Annotated in this window: 13 protein-coding genes and 1 tRNA gene; 12 read left to right on the plus strand and 2 right to left on the minus strand. The window is 29.9% G+C overall.

Translation table 11 applies throughout. The features are described 5' to 3' along the window. The first annotated feature begins 139 nt into the window (after positions 1-139). The 5 genes from efp (at position 140) to OCV48_RS10610 (ending at position 5,947) form a co-directional block, all read left to right on the plus strand. Positions 140-697, plus strand: coding sequence for an elongation factor P (gene efp, locus OCV48_RS10590; RefSeq protein WP_021981955.1), 558 nt, complete (start codon positions 140-142; stop codon positions 695-697). 370 nt (positions 698-1,067) lie between these two features. Continuing rightward, a complete protein-coding gene (locus OCV48_RS10595) occupies positions 1,068-2,042 on the plus strand; it encodes a DUF5688 family protein (protein WP_021981956.1) in 975 nt (324 codons plus the stop codon). A 481-nt stretch (positions 2,043-2,523) separates the two neighbouring features. Continuing rightward, positions 2,524-3,327 carry a lysophospholipid acyltransferase family protein gene (locus OCV48_RS10600; RefSeq protein ID WP_021981957.1) on the plus strand — a complete coding sequence of 268 codons (804 nt, stop codon included), beginning with the start codon at positions 2,524-2,526 and terminating at the stop codon, positions 3,325-3,327. Next, positions 3,320-4,159: a glycosyltransferase gene (locus tag OCV48_RS10605; protein ID WP_021981958.1), complete on the plus strand. Its 840-nt coding sequence runs from the start codon at positions 3,320-3,322 to the stop codon at positions 4,157-4,159. Before OCV48_RS10600 ends, OCV48_RS10605 begins: the two co-directional genes overlap by 8 nt. A 6-nt stretch (positions 4,160-4,165) precedes the next feature. Next, positions 4,166-5,947, plus strand: a complete 1,782-nt coding sequence (locus OCV48_RS10610; protein ID WP_021981959.1) for a glycosyltransferase — start codon at positions 4,166-4,168, stop codon at positions 5,945-5,947. 4 nt (positions 5,948-5,951) lie between these two features. Here OCV48_RS10610 and OCV48_RS10615 read toward each other — a convergent pair. Both OCV48_RS10615 and OCV48_RS10620 read right to left on the minus strand, forming a co-directional pair. Next, a tRNA-Arg gene (locus OCV48_RS10615) sits at positions 5,952-6,023 on the minus strand. 158 nt (positions 6,024-6,181) lie between these two features. Further along, complete coding sequence (locus OCV48_RS10620) at positions 6,182-6,625, minus strand: hypothetical protein (RefSeq protein ID WP_021981960.1); 444 nt, start codon at positions 6,623-6,625, stop codon at positions 6,182-6,184. Positions 6,626-6,909: 284 nt separating this feature from the next. Here OCV48_RS10620 and OCV48_RS10625 point away from each other — a divergent pair, with 284 nt between their 5' ends. From OCV48_RS10625 to OCV48_RS10655, 7 genes are all read left to right on the plus strand, one after another. Beyond that, a complete protein-coding gene (locus OCV48_RS10625; protein WP_021981961.1) occupies positions 6,910-8,061 on the plus strand; it encodes a serine/threonine-protein kinase in 1,152 nt (383 codons plus the stop codon). Between the two features lie 107 nt (positions 8,062-8,168). Next, positions 8,169-8,780, plus strand: a complete 612-nt coding sequence (locus tag OCV48_RS10630) for a DUF4352 domain-containing protein (protein WP_147591896.1) — start codon at positions 8,169-8,171, stop codon at positions 8,778-8,780. A gap of 307 nt (positions 8,781-9,087) precedes the next feature. Next, positions 9,088-10,398, plus strand: coding sequence for a hypothetical protein (locus tag OCV48_RS10635; protein ID WP_147591897.1), 1,311 nt, complete (start codon positions 9,088-9,090; stop codon positions 10,396-10,398). Between the two features lie 287 nt (positions 10,399-10,685). After that, the gene (locus tag OCV48_RS10640) at positions 10,686-11,348 is read left to right on the plus strand and encodes a response regulator transcription factor (protein WP_147591898.1); all 663 of its coding nucleotides are present in this window, start codon (positions 10,686-10,688) and stop codon (positions 11,346-11,348) included. Further along, entirely contained in the window at positions 11,341-12,561 is a 1,221-nt protein-coding gene (locus OCV48_RS10645; protein ID WP_147591899.1) for a sensor histidine kinase, read from the plus strand. Before OCV48_RS10640 ends, OCV48_RS10645 begins: the two co-directional genes overlap by 8 nt. A gap of 172 nt (positions 12,562-12,733) precedes the next feature. Next, positions 12,734-15,106: an ABC transporter permease gene (locus OCV48_RS10650; protein ID WP_147591900.1), complete on the plus strand. Its 2,373-nt coding sequence runs from the start codon at positions 12,734-12,736 to the stop codon at positions 15,104-15,106. A gap of 94 nt (positions 15,107-15,200) precedes the next feature. After that, a complete protein-coding gene (locus tag OCV48_RS10655; RefSeq protein WP_021981967.1) occupies positions 15,201-15,965 on the plus strand; it encodes an ABC transporter ATP-binding protein in 765 nt (254 codons plus the stop codon). Positions 15,966-16,339: the final 374 nt, after the last annotated feature.

Raw genomic sequence — 16,339 nt, forward strand, 5'->3', positions numbered from 1 at the left:
TAGAATAAATAAAGTTATTGAGTTTTTTATAATTCAAAAGCTCGTGGAGTGTGCAAAAGCATACGTTCCTATGTCAGATATAATAATCGGACAACTTAATTAGTTTAATTTGTATGTTAATTTAAGGAGGAATATCTATATGATATCAGCAGGCGATTTTAGAAATGGTATAACAATTGAGATGGATAACAATATCTATCAGATTATTGAATTCCAGCATGTTAAACCAGGTAAAGGTGCAGCATTCGTAAGAACAAAATTAAAGAACATCAAAAACGGTGGTGTGGTTGAAAAAACTTTCAGACCTACAGAAAAATGTCCACAGGCAAGAATCGATAGAAAGGATATGCAGTATTTATATTCAGATGGTGATTTATATCACTTTATGGACGTTGAGACATATGACCAGATCGCATTAAATGCTGATAATGTTGGCGATTCACTTAAATTCGTTAAAGAAAATGATATGGTTAAAATTTGTTCACATAACGGTGATGTATTCGCTATTGAACCACCATTGTTCGTTGAATTAGAGATTACAGATACAGAGCCAGGTTTCAAAGGTGATACAGCTACAGGTGCTACAAAACCAGCAGTAGTTGAAACAGGTGCTACAGTATATGTTCCATTATTCGTTGAACAGGGCGATAAGATTAAGATAGATACAAGAACAGGCGAGTATCTTTCAAGAGTTTAAAATAAGGCATTTTTTAACCCCGCATTCTGTAAAGAGTGTGGGGTTTTTCTTTGATTTTAAGGCATTTTTATAAATAATGAATGGATATTATATAATCCTTTTTGAATGAAAGAGAAAAAAAGAGTTCATATCGAAAACATATATACAATATTACCAAAAATTCATTATAAATATATATAATTTCCATAAGAAAGTATTGACATATTAAAATTACAAAGTAACTATATGATACATATGGGTTGGTGTATTGTACAAAGTGTTGTACAACATACTAATAATTTGTTGCAAAATGTTAATTGAAATTTTCTTAAATATATTGTATAAAATTAAGTAGTGGAGCGCTTTACAATACAATGGATAAGGAGATTATATGAACTATGACGAATTTGTGAACTATGTAAGAGAGGGTATGGAAGATGTACTTGGCGATGATTGCATAGTATCTACACATAAGGTGCTTAAGAATAATGACATAGAATTAGAGGCATTAACTGTAATAAATAAAGAATCAAATGTTTCTCCAACGATATATCTGAATTCTTATTATGAAGAATATAAGAAAGGAACTGACAAGGGTCAGATAATTAAAGAAATCTACGAGCTATATAATGAACATAGTTTAAAAATAAATTTTAACGTAGATATTTTTAAAGATTATAACAAAATTAGTAAAAGGATAGTGTATAAATTAATTAATACTAAGTCAAATGAGAAATTATTAAATGAGATTCCGAGCTTTGAGTATCTGGATTTATCAATAGTATTTTATTGTTTGTTAGATGATGAGCTGTTAGGTAGTGCCACAGCATTAATACACAATGTACATATGGAAATGTGGGAAATAGATGAAGCAGAGCTATTAAAGGTTGCAAAGGCTAATACACCTGAATTATTGCCATATGAATTAAAGAATATGAATGATGTTATCAGAGAAATGCTGATTAGTGATTTGCAGCAGACTATATATGAAAAAGATGATAGGTATGATATGAATTGTAATATGCCTAGTCCTGATATAGTAGCAGATGGATTACTTAAAGATATAAATAGTGCAGGAAATGAAGTTGCAATGTACGTACTGACGAATAAACAGAAAACAAATGGTGCAATATGTATGCTATATGATAATGTGATTGAGGATTTTGCGAATGAATTAGAAAAAGATTTATTTATTTTACCAAGTTCTGTACATGAGATAATAATTGTTCCAGCAACTGATGATATTGACCGGAAAGAACTTGATAATATGGTTAAAGATGTTAATAAGAAAGAATTAGATGCTATAGATGTACTTTCAGACCACGTATATTATTATAGCAGAGATAGAAGAGAGGTGTGCTTATAGGCAGATAACATAAGTAATAATGTAAAAATATATAGTTTTATATTAGAAAAAATAAAGAATAATAATGTTAATGCAGAAAATATAAAAAAGAGATTGCTAGAACAGAATTATATTTATTTAACAAATATATAAAGTCATAATATGATTATAAGAAAGATATATATTAATTGCTAATTTTATTTAAGAACTAGATTAATAAATAATTTATAATTAATATAATATCTATAGTCATACTATGACTTTATTATGTGTATATGAATTCATTTTATACACCTATCCAATAACTGGTAATTCTTATATAAATTAGAAAATCAATAGTTTGATTCAAGGTTTGTGCCAAAGAAATATATGAAATACATACACTATGACATATAGTTATTAAAACTACATAAAAGTATAGACAAATATACAAATTTATAATAGAATAGTGAGAGTATGAAAAATTAACTTATTATTTTCTGTACTATATATTGGAGGAAGTATGTTAAAAGAGAATAAAGAAACAAAGGACAGGATAATATATTATAGTGATGAACTGAATGACGAATTCGCAGGGGATGATATTGTTGCAAAGAAGATTGATGGTAATTACAGATATATTAGAAAAGGAATACTAAGCAGAATAGGACATATTTTCTGGTATAGAATATTAGCAACACCATTAGCATTTTGTTATCTTAAGATATATTTTCATCATAAAATTGTTAATAAGAAAGTATTAAAGGAAGCTAAGGGCAAGCCATATTTTGTATATGGTAATCATACACATTTTCTTGCAGATGCACTTATACCTACGATTGCGAATTTCCCAAGAGAAGTTTCAGTTATTGTACATGCTAACAATGTATCAATGCCTTTGTTAGGAAGAATTACTCCAAGCTTAGGGGCTTTACCACTTCCAGATGATATAGATGCTACAAAGAATTTTATGAGGGCCATAGAACAAAAAGTTAAAGAGGATAAATGTATAATGATATATCCGGAGGCACATATCTGGCCATATTATACTGATATAAGACCATTTAGAAATATGTCATTCAGATATCCGGTTAAGAGTAAGGCGATGGCATTTTGTCTTACAAATACATATCAGAAGAGACGGTTCTCAAAGAGACCGAAACTTGTAACATATATTGATGGACCATTCTATGCTGATGCTGATAAGAACGACAGAGAGAAGAAACAGCAGCTAAGGGATATGATATATGCAAAGATGAAAGAACGGTCTAAGAACAGTAATGTGAAAATGATAAAATATGTAAAGGTTGAAAAGAATAATGATTAATGTATTATTTTCAGGAAATGAAAAGGTATTTGACGGTGTTCTTACGTGTGTTTTATCAATACTAAAGAGAACAGATACCAAAGAACCATTTAGATTTTATGTATATACGATGGATGCGACAAGAGTAATGCCTGAGTATACACCTATAAGTGATCCACTGATTGAATTTTTAGATGGAATTGTTAAAGAATATAATGTTGAAAATTCTATGGTTAAGGTAGATGTGACTGAGTTATATGAAAAGGAATTTGCATATTGCCCTAATGAGCAGGCATATTGCTCACCCTATACACTCTTAAGGCTATTTGCAGATATTGTTCCTGATATGCCTGATAAATTGTTATATCTTGATGTCGATATATTATTTAACAGAGACATAAGACTGTTATATGATATCGATATAACTGAATATGAATATGCTGCTGCCAGAGACCATTATGGTAAATATTTACTTAATCCTAACTATATCAATGCTGGTGTACTTTTATTTAATATGAAAAAAATACGGAAAACAGGATTATTAGAGAAGTCCAGAAAGCTTATTAAAGAGAAAAAATTAGTTTTCGCAGACCAGAGCGCCGTATATAGAAGTACAACGAAGAAGAAAATGCTTCCACAGAGATTCAACGACCAGAAGTTTCTGCATAAACATACAGTGGTAAGACATTTTTCAAAAAGGCTATTTTATTTACCTTATCCCCATACTGATAATATAAAGCAATGGAGAGTCAGTGACATACATAGAGTATTTGGTTACTATGTATTCGATGATATTCTCTATGAGTATATATATTTAAAAAATAAATATGAGAGAGAAAGTAAAGGAGATTAACTACTAATGAGCAAAAATATTATTCCAATTTTCTTTTCATGTGATGACAATTTTGTAAAATATACAATTGTATCATTGAAATCAATTATGGAAAACGCCTCAAAAGAATATAAATATGTAATTCATATTTTAAATACAGATATTTCAGAAAAAATGAAGAAAATCGTATTAGATATGGAAAATGATAATTTTGAGATTCTATTTGAAGATGTAACAGATTATCTTAAGTCCATAAGCGGAAAATTGCCAATACGTGATTATTATTCTAAAACAACATATTACAGAATGTTTATTGCAGAAATGTATCCTGAATATGATAAGGCAATATATATTGATAGTGATACCATTGTATTAGGTGATATTTCCGAGTTGTATAATCACGATATCGGCGATAAATATGTTGGCGCGGCAAGAGACCAGGTAATGGTACAGACAGATGTGTATGGTGAATACGTTGAAAAGGTATTAGGAATAGATAGAAATAATTATTTTAATGCCGGAATACTTCTTATGAATTGCGAGCAATTTAGAAATAATAAGGCATTAGACAGATTTGTGGAATTATTATATGATTATAATTTCGTTGTAACACAGGACGAAGATTATCTTAACCTTATTTGCAAGGATAATGTGTTTTGGTTAGAACAACAATGGAACACAGAAGTGTATGGAAATATTACATATGATGAAAGTGAATTCAAGATAATTCATTATATTATGGTATCAAAACCATGGCATTACAAAGATTGTAAATATGCAAATCATTTCTGGAAATATGCTAAGGAAACAGCAGTATATGATGAGATTAGTAAAGAATTAGAAAGTTATACAGATGAGCAGAGAAAAGAAGATAATGATTCGTGTGACAGACTGTATCAGACGGCTTTAAACGAAATTGCTAAAGAGAACAACTATCTTAATCTTCTTAATAGTGGTATGTTAAAATCAAGAGACAGAATAGAAGTCTTAGGAAAGATTGCCAAACTTGAGAGTGAGGGAAGATTCGATGTAGATGTGGAAGAAGACCCACCTACGAAAGAATTACTTCCTGAAGATATAGATTATCTTAAGAAGAAATTCAAGAGTAAACTTAAAACAAAACTCACATATAGAATTGCAAGAAGTTATATGAATAATATGCTTGAGAATAAAAAGCTCATTATCCATGACATAAAGGGAATTGAGAACTTTAAGAATCTTAATTCAGGTGCAATAATTACCTGCAATCATTTTAATGCATTAGACAGTTTTGCAATGCAGATAGCATATGAAGAATCAGGACAGAAGAACAGAAAATTCTATAGAGTAATAAGAGAGGGAAATTATACGAATTTCTCAGGGTTCTATGGATTACTTATGAGAAACTGTTATACATTTCCGCTTAGTTCGAATAAGGATACAATGAAGAAGTTCTTTGAATCACTTGATACAGTTTTACAAAATGGAGATTTTATGCTGATATATCCTGAACAGAGTATGTGGTGGAATTATAAGAAACCAAAGCCACTTAAGAAAGGTGCGTATACATTTGCAATGAGAGCCAATGTACCGGTACTTCCTTGCTTTATAACAATGCAGGACAGCGATGTACTAGATGATGACGGTTTCTATGTTCAGGAATATACAATTCATATAGGAGAACCTATTTATCCGGACAGCAGTAAGACAAAAGCTGAAAATATTGAATATATGAGAAATAAGAATTATGAAGTCTGGAAAAAGATTTACGAAGAGACTTATGGTGAAAAATTAGTATATTTATGCGAAAATGAAGATAAGATGGCATAAAAAATACACCCGATGAGAATCGAACTCACGCACATGGCTCCGGAGGCCATTGCTCTATCCACTGAGCTACGGGTGCATACAGGTTATTTTATATTATTGTATGAAAAATTTCAAGAAGTTTAAGGCGTTAATTAACAGATAATGCCAAAGAATGTATATAAAGTACAGGATAACAGGTGTGTGAGGATTGAATAGAATGACAGAAAAATAAAAAATGCAAAAACGTCAAGTCATTTAGAAAGTTGGCTCATTATGTTCAAAAAGCCTGTCATTTATCTCTTCAATGCTATAGATGCCATTATTAATGCATATTGCAATAATTGCATCGCGTGAATCCTTGGGATAGAGTTCTCTGTGACCAAAGATTTCTAAAGTTCTTCTGGTAGATTTTAAATCCATCTGAAATGCAATACAAAGCAGAATTACATTATCGCGTGAAGGATTTGCCTTTGTACCATTTAATAAGTCATAAATGTATGATTTTGATAGATATCCTTGACATTTTTTAACAATATCGGAAGATTTTATGTTGTGTTTATACATATAATTAGAAAAAAATTCCCCTGTGTTAAATTCAACTCCGTATTCCGCAACAAATTCATCAATGTCATTTATAGGAGTTTCATTTAAGATATTTAAAAGTGAAGTCGTTGGATGCTGCATCATATTTGTACTCATAATTTATTCGGTCTCCATTCGTATTTTTACAGTATTAAAGATAAAGTATAAGGATTTATAATTATAAAACTATAACGATTTTAATTAAAAAATATACATTTAATTAAAAAATATACAATTAATTTAAAAATATATGTTTAATTATATAATATAAAATAAATATATGCTATACTAAATTATAGTTGTTAAAAAGTAGAATGAAAAGTAGTGTAGGAAAGAAAGGATAGTGTATATTTGTAAATATTTTTGAACAGATGAATTACAATATACCAGGAAGCAAGATAATGACATTAGAGGAAGAGTATGAGCTTTCATGTTATAAAGAACTTACTGAATTATGTGATGGTAAGGAAAGCTATATTGTAAAGAACATTAACGATGGCAAAATATATGTAAAGAAAAAGGTAAAATTATTTAATAGAGAACTTCTGTTAAGGTTAATGGAATTAGATATAAAAGATATTCCTAAAATATATTTGTGCATTGAAGATGGAGAAGAATTAACTGTAATAGAGGAGTATATTCATGGTGAAACCTTATATGAATATCAGAAGAAAAATGGATTATTTAATGAGAGGGAAGCGGTGGAAATTATTTGCAGATTATGTGATATTTTATCACAATTACATTCATTTGACCCTCCGATAATACATAGAGATATTAAGCCTATGAATGTAATGATTAGTAATGATGAGGTTGTGAAACTTATAGACTTTGATGCGGCAAGGGAAAATGTTGTAGGAGAGGTTGAAGATACATATCTTATGGGAACAAAGGAATTTGCTGCACCGGAGCAGTATGGTTTTGGACAGTCAGATGCCAGAACAGATATATATGCACTTGGTATAATGTTAAATGTGATGCTGACGGGTGAGGTACCTAAGAATAGAATCTATGGAAATGATTCAAAGACGCTTACTAAGATTATTAAGAAATGCATAATGCTAGAACCTGATAAAAGGTATAAAAATGTAAATGAATTAAAAAGAAACCTGCAATTTCTATATTTACAAAACTATATCCCTAATATAAATAAGCCATACATACATTTGTCTAAAAATAATTATTTAAGAAATGATAAGAATCTAATTGACGAGTTAAGAACATATCTGCCTGTAGGATACAGAACCGGTAAGCTTTGGAAGATGATAATTGCAACTATAAGTTATATAGTAATTGGTATAGTATCATTTGGACTGGTAATAGAAGATAGTAATACAGGTGAAAATTTTACGAATGGTAAATTATATTTATTAAGAACATTTATTTTTGTAATAATTATAGGAAGTATTACATATCTTGGGAATTACCGGGGAGTAAGATACAAATTACCGGGAACAAGACAAAAGGGATTACTTAATATAATTATGAGTCTAGTTTATGTAATATCCTATAGTCTGGGCTTGTTTGTTATAATGGCATTATTGATAATATAATTGTCCGCTATACAGAGGACTAAAATCTAAATCTTCTTTGATATAATCGTGTAATCAAATATTAATTATTGTGATGGTTATAGCTATTACAATCAAAGGAGGAAATTATGGAAAACAAGAAAAAAGGAAAATTAAAATGGTTATCAATTGCTATTATAACGATTCTGGCAATGGGAATTGTAGGGTGTACAAGTGAAAGTGATGATACCCCTAAGAAGGTAGGAGAAGTAAATAAAGTTGATGAATCTAAAAATGATTCAAAAGATGATTCGAAAGATGATTCGGATGATCCAAATGATGACACTTCAGAGGGTAAGGAAACTGAATCAGAAGAGAAAAATGAGTTCTTTGCAGGAGATGTGGTAGAGACTAAGACATTAAGAATTTCATTTTTATCAGTAGAAGATTATATATCTGATAATGAGTTTGAACAGCCGGCAGAGGGTAAAAAATTTATCAAAGCTAGCTTCGAATTTGAAAATATTGGTAAAGATGACGAATATGTTTCAGATATGGATTTTGATTGTTATGCAGATGGTTATAGTGCTGACATGAGTTATGTTTTAGATAATGATTTAAGTGCAACAATTTCAAAAGGCATGAAAACTAAAGGAGATGTTGTATTTGAAGTTCCGGTTGATGCACAAGAAGTAGTGATACAATATGAAACAGATGCATGGACAAGTAGTAAGATTAACTTTTATGTCGTTAAGCAGTAGTTTTGATGTGAGAGTATGACAGTGATTATATATTATTGTTTAATTAGTACTTAATCATTATCTCAAATAATTAATTACACATTTAGTAAATATTTATATTTTTAGCAGATAAATATTAAATTCAAAAAAAGGTATTCAGTAAATCAATTTAATTTAATGGAAGTCATTAACGTTAATTGATTTTGAATACCTTTTTGTTGCATTTTCTCTTATGATTTGATAAAATTAATTGTGATTGACAAAAAATACAGTTAATATAAATAGAATATTTGAATATAGATTTTGAAAAATCGAGGAGGACCAAGAAATGGCTTCGAAAAAAAATAAAAAGAAGAACTTAAGTAACAATACAGTTAATAATATAGAAAAAAAGGTAATAATTGATAATGATACTGAAGAATGTGAAAAAATATTAGAGAGACTTGATGAGATAGAGAAAAAACAGAATATGTCATCAAAGGTTAAAAGTCTCATTAAAGAAGATAAAGAAGCAATACAAAAGATGAATGAAAATATTAAGAAAATTGAGGAAGACGAGTTAGATTATCTTGATGATGAAGTTGACGTGGATATAGAAAATGATGAAGATAATAAGAATTTCATTGCTGAAGATAAAGTAGAGGAAAAAGAAGATTTATCTAAGAAGCCAGAAAGTAAAGATGATGATTCGGAGAAGTCAGATGCAGAGGCCTCAGATGATAGTAGAGAGGAAGAGGCAAACCTTGATTTCTTTGCTAATCTTAATAAAGAAGATAATATTTCTAATGAAAGAATAAGGAAGAAAGCTCCTAAGAGACTTGCAAATGATGCGAACAAGCTTAGTTTTATGGATAAGTTAAAGTTAGCAGCCAGAAATAATACCAGGAATTTTGCAATTGGGACAGCGATAGCATTTTTATTTATTGTTTTAATAATTGCATTGGCAGTAGATGCAGGCAACAAAGATAAGAATGACGATGTGAATGCAGCAACTAAGTTAAGCGGGGAGTTTATTGAGGTAGATACAACACCATTTATTGATGTGATTAATAATTATTATGCAGCTTTAGAATCAGGAGATATAAATGTGGTAAGAAGTCTTATAGCTGATTCAGATGATATTACAGATGATGAGATTAAGAAAAAATGTGATGAGGTAAAGGCATATGCTGAATTAGTAGTCGGTTCGTCATTTATGGTAACAGACTGTTATATCCAGAAAGGAATGAAAGCTAAGGAATATATAGTACATTATAAATTCCAGGTAACTATTAAATCGATAAAGACACCTACAGTTGGTTTATTTACAAGTTATATTGTAGACGATGCTACTGAAGCATCTAAAGTAGATTACAAGGTATGCGTAGTCGTAAATGATAAGTCCAGTGATATTTATAAATATATTTTAAAGATGAGAAGTTGTAAGAATGTTACCGACTTATTTAATAAAGTTGATAAAGAGTTAGAAGAAGCTTGTGAAAAAGATTCAGACCTTAAAGCAATCGTTGATGTATTAAAAGGAACTGATTCAGATGAAGATACTGTAAATGAAGAGACAACAGAGCCTATGAAAGACTCAGAAACTAAGAGTTCTGATAAAAAAGACGAATCTAAAGAGACAACAAAGAGTGCGTCATAGGAAGTATAGAAACTGAATACATGTAAATAGAATAGATACAAACAGTATATAATACAAGTTAGTATATCTGTTTGTATAAGATAAGGACTGGTCCTAATTATGTTTTAATTGTTCAAAATATAATTGAGACTAGTCCTTATATATTATAGATATATTGCAATTATAAATTAGAATTGTTAATATTAGTATGTGATATATTCAGATAAGGAGTCCATTTCAATATGTATATATTTGGAATAAAAAATATAGCAACAAAAAAACATAAGAATAAAATAGAGGAAAAATAAATGTTAGATATATTAATTGTAGAAGACAATCCGGAAATAAGTGGACTATTAAGAGACTTTCTGGTTAAAGAAAATTATGTGGTAAGTGTGGCAGATACAGGTGAAAAAGCATTGGATATTTATAGCAGATATGGTGCAAAATTAGTAATCTTAGATATAATGTTACCGGGAATAAATGGTTTTGCAATATGCCAGAGAATAAGGGAAAAATCCAATTCACATATTATTATAGTGAGCGCTAAAACGGATAAAGACGATAAATTAAAAGGATTAAATCTGGGAGCAGATGATTATATAGAAAAGCCATATGACATTGACATTTTGCTTGCTAAAATCAGGGGGATATTTAAAAGAAAATATGCCAAGGAAGAGATTATAGAGGGTAATCTGATACTTAATACTGTTAATAAAAGTCTTATTGTTGATGGAGAAATGGTAGATGTTACAGAGAAAGAATTTGAGTTATTAAAGCTGTTAATAGAGAATAAGAATACAACTCTTAAGAAAGAATATATTTTCAATACTATATGGGGAAGCGACAGCGATTCTGAATTACAGACATTGACAGTGCACATAAAATGGCTTCGTGAAAAAATAGAGAAAGATTCAAAGAAGCCGGAACATATTATTACAGCCTGGGGGGTAGGGTACAGATTTGAATAAGTTTAGAAGAATTACTCTGGTGGTTCTGTTAATAGAGATACTTATAATTGTAATTGGAAATGTTATGTATTACAGAAATAAGAGAGAAAATGATGGAATATACAGAGTAGAATCCAAAAGAATTGCAAATGAATTAGAAAATAAAGATGTTAATCATATTGATTTATCAGGATATAAAACCATAATAAGAGTAAGTGAATTTAATGCAGAGGAAATATGCAATAATGCTTACGTGGTAGAAAAGGCAGGAGATAAATTATATAGAATTGAATATAAGAGGGTTAGCAGCAACTATTTAGTATTGTATATGAATATTATAGTCGGAAGTATGCTTATATTTACCTTAGTGATAATGCTTTATATAAATATGAGAATTATAAAACCATTTAATAAAATGGAAGAATTAGCAGTGTCATTGGCAAAGGGAAATCTTTCTATGCCAGTCAAAGCAGAGAAGAGAAAATATTTTGGTAAATTCCTGTGGGGAATGGATATGTTAAGAGAGAATTTAGAAACAGCAAGGGAAAGAGAATTAGAATACCAAAAGGAAAGAAAGACACTTGTATTATCATTGTCACACGATATAAAGACACCTTTATCGGCCATAGAATTATATACAAATGCTTTAACAAAAGAACTATACACTTCAGAGAGTAAGAAGAGGGAAGCATTATACGGAATAGATAAAAATGCAAAAGAAATTAAGAGATATATTGATGAAATAATCAATGCATCAAGAGAAGATTTTCTCAAGCTGCAGGTAGAAACAGGAGAATTCTATCTGTCGCAGATAATGGAGTCCGTTAAGAAATTCTATATAGATAAATTAGGTATAAAGCATACAGAATTAAAAATTGAGAAATATATGGATTGCATCTGTAAGGGTGACAGTGAGCGTGTAATAGAAGTAATACAAAATATTATGGAAAATGCTATCAAATACGGTGATGGTAAACAGATAGAAATTACATTTGCAGATGAAGAAGATTGCAGGCTTATATATATTTCTAATACCGGCTGTTCAATAAACGAAGAGGAATTACCATACTTATTCGATTCATTTTATCGTGGAAGTAACAGCCATAATATAAAGGGAAGCGGACTTGGTTTATATATCTGCAGACAACTTATGTTAAAGATGGACGGAGAAGTCTTTGCAGATATTAACGATAATATTTTCAAGGTTGGCGTAGTAGTAAGAAAAGCAAAGTAAATATATGAAGATAACTCAAACTTCACACGTACATATTTACTTTGCTTTTCCAAGTTTTCTAAAGGCAGGAAAATTAATCATAAATATTTGTATTTAAGGATTATTTAATAATTTATTCTGTATAATCAAGTTGTTTTTAAAAATTAGTTTATAAATAGAGAGGAGAAAGCATTTGTTTATCAGAATATTAAAGAAAGATTTAAAACGTAAAAAATCAATAAATATTATTCTGTTTCTGTTTATTTGTCTCGCTACGATATTTGTAGCAAGCGGTCTTAACAATGTAATCAGTGTAGTTAATGGGACTGATTATTATTTCGATAAGGCAGGCATCGGAGACTATAATATTTTGACTATGGGTGGAGGTAATTCGAAAAAGGGATTAGATGAGTACTTAGATGGCGAAGCCGCCGTTAAGAGCTATAAGCTTGAAAATGTATTATATGGCTCTAAGTATAATCTGCTTAATGAAAAAGATGAGATAACTAAAGCTGATGGTTCTGTTATATTTCAATCAATAGATGAATCTAAATTATCATATTTTAATCTTGATAATAAGAAAATTACCAAAGTAGAAGAGGGACATATATATGTTACGGGTAATTTTATGAAAGACAATAATTTAAAAAAGGGTGACAAAATACACATACAGTTTGAAAGTGTAGATATGACATTGATAATTGATAGTAAGGCAAAAGATGCATTATTAGGTTCCGGTTTTATGGGAAATACACGTATTATTATGAATAACAATGATTTTAAGAAAATGTGTATGGACGAAACTATAAATAATTATTACCGGGGGCAGATTGCATATATACAGACTAATGACATAAAAAGATTAGAAAAGATAATTACAGATATTCCCAATGTTGCATTTGATGGAGATTACAATCTAATTAAAAACTGCTATGTGCTTGACATGATAGTGGCTTTTATTATACTCGTTTTAAGTATATGTCTTATAATAGTATCTTTTGTGGTATTGAAATTCTCAATTACATTTACCATTGAAGAAGAATTCAGAGAAATTGGCGTTATGAAAGCCATAGGTATTAAGAATTTTAAGATAAGAAGTATCTATATTGTTAAATATCTTATATTATCGCTGTCTGGTGCAGCACTTGGCTTTATAATAAGTATTCCGTTTGGCAATATGTTATTGAAATCTGTCAGTGATGATATGGTATTAGGTAATAAAATCGGTATATTAACTAATGTTCTGGGTGCGTTAGCAGTTGTAATTATAATTGTATCATTTGCATTTATTTGTACCGGAAGAGTGAAGGAAATGTCACCTGTAGATGCAGTGAGGTCGGGACAGACAGGCGAGAGATATAGTAAGAAATCATTATATAGAATTGGTAAAAGCCATACAAGTACACCAATGTATATGGCAATTAATGATGTGCTTAGCAGTCCAAAAAGATTTATAACTATTATAGCTTCATTTCTTATTTGTACCTTATTAGTGCTTATGATTGTAAATACAACTAATACAATGAAAAGTGATAACCTAATTGATTTCTTCGCGACAAAGAGTGATTTGTATATGACAGATACCAATAAAGCTATGGAATTAATGACAAAAGTAGATGAAGATAATGCGATTAATGAATACCTGAGTAAACAGGCTGAAAGATTACAGGAAGAGGATATGCCTGCAAATCTTGCGGTAGAGGTTCAATTCAAGTATAAAATTACAGCAAATGGAAGTAGTTATAAAATAACATGCCAGCAGGGATATAATACGAAAATGTCTGATTACAAATATTTAGATGGATATGCCCCTGAAAATGCAGATGAAATAGCAATTACAAAGCAGATTGCAAGGAAACTTGGTGTGAAAATAGGAGATACGATTACGATTGATTATGGAAATGAACAAAGAAATTGTATTATAACAGCATATTTCCAGACGATGAACCAGCTTGGAGAATTAATAAGACTTCATAGTGATGCTCCTACTAACTTAAGATATGCTTCAAGTATTTTCAGTTTTCAGATTAATTTTACGGATAATCCGTCTGAAAAAGAAATAGAAAGGCGTAAAGAAAGAATTAAGAAATTGTATAACAATGATGATGTTACGAATTGTACAGAATATTGTATTGAATCTACTAAATCTGTGGATACATTAGAATCTGTACAGTATATGGTGTTGATTATTACGTTAATTGTTGTGGTTCTTGTGACGATTTTAATGGAGAGAGCATTTATAGCAGATGAAAGAAGTCAGATTGCACTTCTTAAAGCAATAGGCTTTAAAGACAGCCAGATAATTAAGTGGCATACTTATAGATTTGGAATCGTGTCTTTAATAGCAGTCATATTAGCAGGTGCGATATCCATACCAATGACTAGATTGTGCATCACACCAATATTTGGAATGATGGGTGCAAAGGATATTATATACAATATTAAACCATTAGAGATATTTGTATTATATCCGGTTATTATTTTGTTGATGACATTTGCGATAGCATTTATCGTATCTGTTTATACAAAGACAATTAAGTGTAAAGACACATCTAATATAGAATAAAAAATGTGATGAGTAAAAATGTATAATTAAGATAGAATTTGCGAATAGAAAATGTAAAATGACAATTAAAAATGTATAGAAAAGAGGTTTAAATATGGGACATTTATTAGAAGTAAAAGATATATGTAAAACATATGTGATTGATAAAAGGCAGAATAATGTCTTAAGAAATGTTGAGTTTGTAGTTAATGATGGAGAAATGGTGGCTATAATGGGTCCGTCAGGGTCAGGAAAATCAACTTTATTATATTCAGTTTCAGGTATGGATAATCCGACCAGTGGAACAGTTATTTTTGATGGAACTGATATTACTAAGTTAAAAGACAAAGATTTAGCTGAGTTAAGACTTAACGAAATGGGATTCATATTTCAACAGATGTATATGATGAAGAATTTAACAATTCTTGATAACATTGTGCTGCCTGCCATTCAAAGCAAGAAGATTAAGGAAACACGTAAAGAGAAAATGAAACGTGGAGAAGAATTGATGCATAAACTTGGAATTATCGAGGTGGCAGATAATGATATAAATGAAGTGTCAGGAGGACAATTGCAAAGAGCAGCAATATGCAGAAGTATGATTAATAAACCAAAGTTGCTATTTGCTGATGAACCAACAGGCGCGTTAAACCGGACTGCAGCTAATGAAGTTATGGATGAATTAGTTAAACTTAATAAAGAGGGAACAACGATAATGATGGTTACACACGATTCGAAGGTTGCAGCTAAATGTTCAAGAATTCTATATATTGTGGACGGCAATATAAAGGGTGAATATGATAACGGTAATACAGAGAATGATTCGGAAAAAGAAGTAGAAAGAAAAATTAATAACTGGCTGTTAGAACTTGGTTGGTAAGATGCATATAGTGTTTTGATTATAAAGAAGGATTAAAAAGGGGTTGTAAGAAAATAAAATGCAATAATGAAAAAGATGTCAAAAAAAACAAAATGAAAAAAGTCAAAAAAAGTCAAAAAAGTTGTTGACAAAACCAAACCATAGTGATAATATATTCAAGTCGCTTGTGAGACAGTAAGTCATTCGCAACAACGACAAAAAAATAAATCAAAAAAGTTGTTGACAAACACAACGAAGTATGATACTATTGAGAAGTTCTACTGCTAAAAAGCAGAGAGGACAAAATGAACATTGATAACTGAACAGTAACATAAATCCAACCCTGAAAATTCTAAAAATTTTCAGCGAACATCGTGTAAACGATTTCCAAAAAC

Source organism: Bovifimicola ammoniilytica (assembly GCF_025567085.1).
GTDB lineage: Bacteria > Bacillota > Clostridia > Lachnospirales > Lachnospiraceae > Bovifimicola > Bovifimicola ammoniilytica.

What these genes read in the sequence shown, in the direction of transcription:
- OCV48_RS10625 (WP_021981961.1), top strand. Translation starts at nt 6,910, where the DNA reads ATGACATTAGAGGAAGAGTATGAGCTTTCATGTTATAAAGAACTTACT.
- OCV48_RS10595 (WP_021981956.1), top strand. Translation starts at nt 1,068, where the DNA reads ATGAACTATGACGAATTTGTGAACTATGTAAGAGAGGGTATGGAAGAT.
- OCV48_RS10620 (WP_021981960.1), bottom strand. Translation starts at nt 6,625, where the DNA reads ATGAGTACAAATATGATGCAGCATCCAACGACTTCACTTTTAAATATC.
- OCV48_RS10630 (WP_147591896.1), top strand. Translation starts at nt 8,169, where the DNA reads ATGGAAAACAAGAAAAAAGGAAAATTAAAATGGTTATCAATTGCTATT.
- efp (WP_021981955.1), top strand. Translation starts at nt 140, where the DNA reads ATGATATCAGCAGGCGATTTTAGAAATGGTATAACAATTGAGATGGAT.
- OCV48_RS10655 (WP_021981967.1), top strand. Translation starts at nt 15,201, where the DNA reads ATGGGACATTTATTAGAAGTAAAAGATATATGTAAAACATATGTGATT.
- OCV48_RS10600 (WP_021981957.1), top strand. Translation starts at nt 2,524, where the DNA reads ATGTTAAAAGAGAATAAAGAAACAAAGGACAGGATAATATATTATAGT.
- OCV48_RS10610 (WP_021981959.1), top strand. Translation starts at nt 4,166, where the DNA reads ATGAGCAAAAATATTATTCCAATTTTCTTTTCATGTGATGACAATTTT.
- OCV48_RS10635 (WP_147591897.1), top strand. Translation starts at nt 9,088, where the DNA reads ATGGCTTCGAAAAAAAATAAAAAGAAGAACTTAAGTAACAATACAGTT.
- OCV48_RS10640 (WP_147591898.1), top strand. Translation starts at nt 10,686, where the DNA reads ATGTTAGATATATTAATTGTAGAAGACAATCCGGAAATAAGTGGACTA.
- OCV48_RS10605 (WP_021981958.1), top strand. Translation starts at nt 3,320, where the DNA reads ATGATTAATGTATTATTTTCAGGAAATGAAAAGGTATTTGACGGTGTT.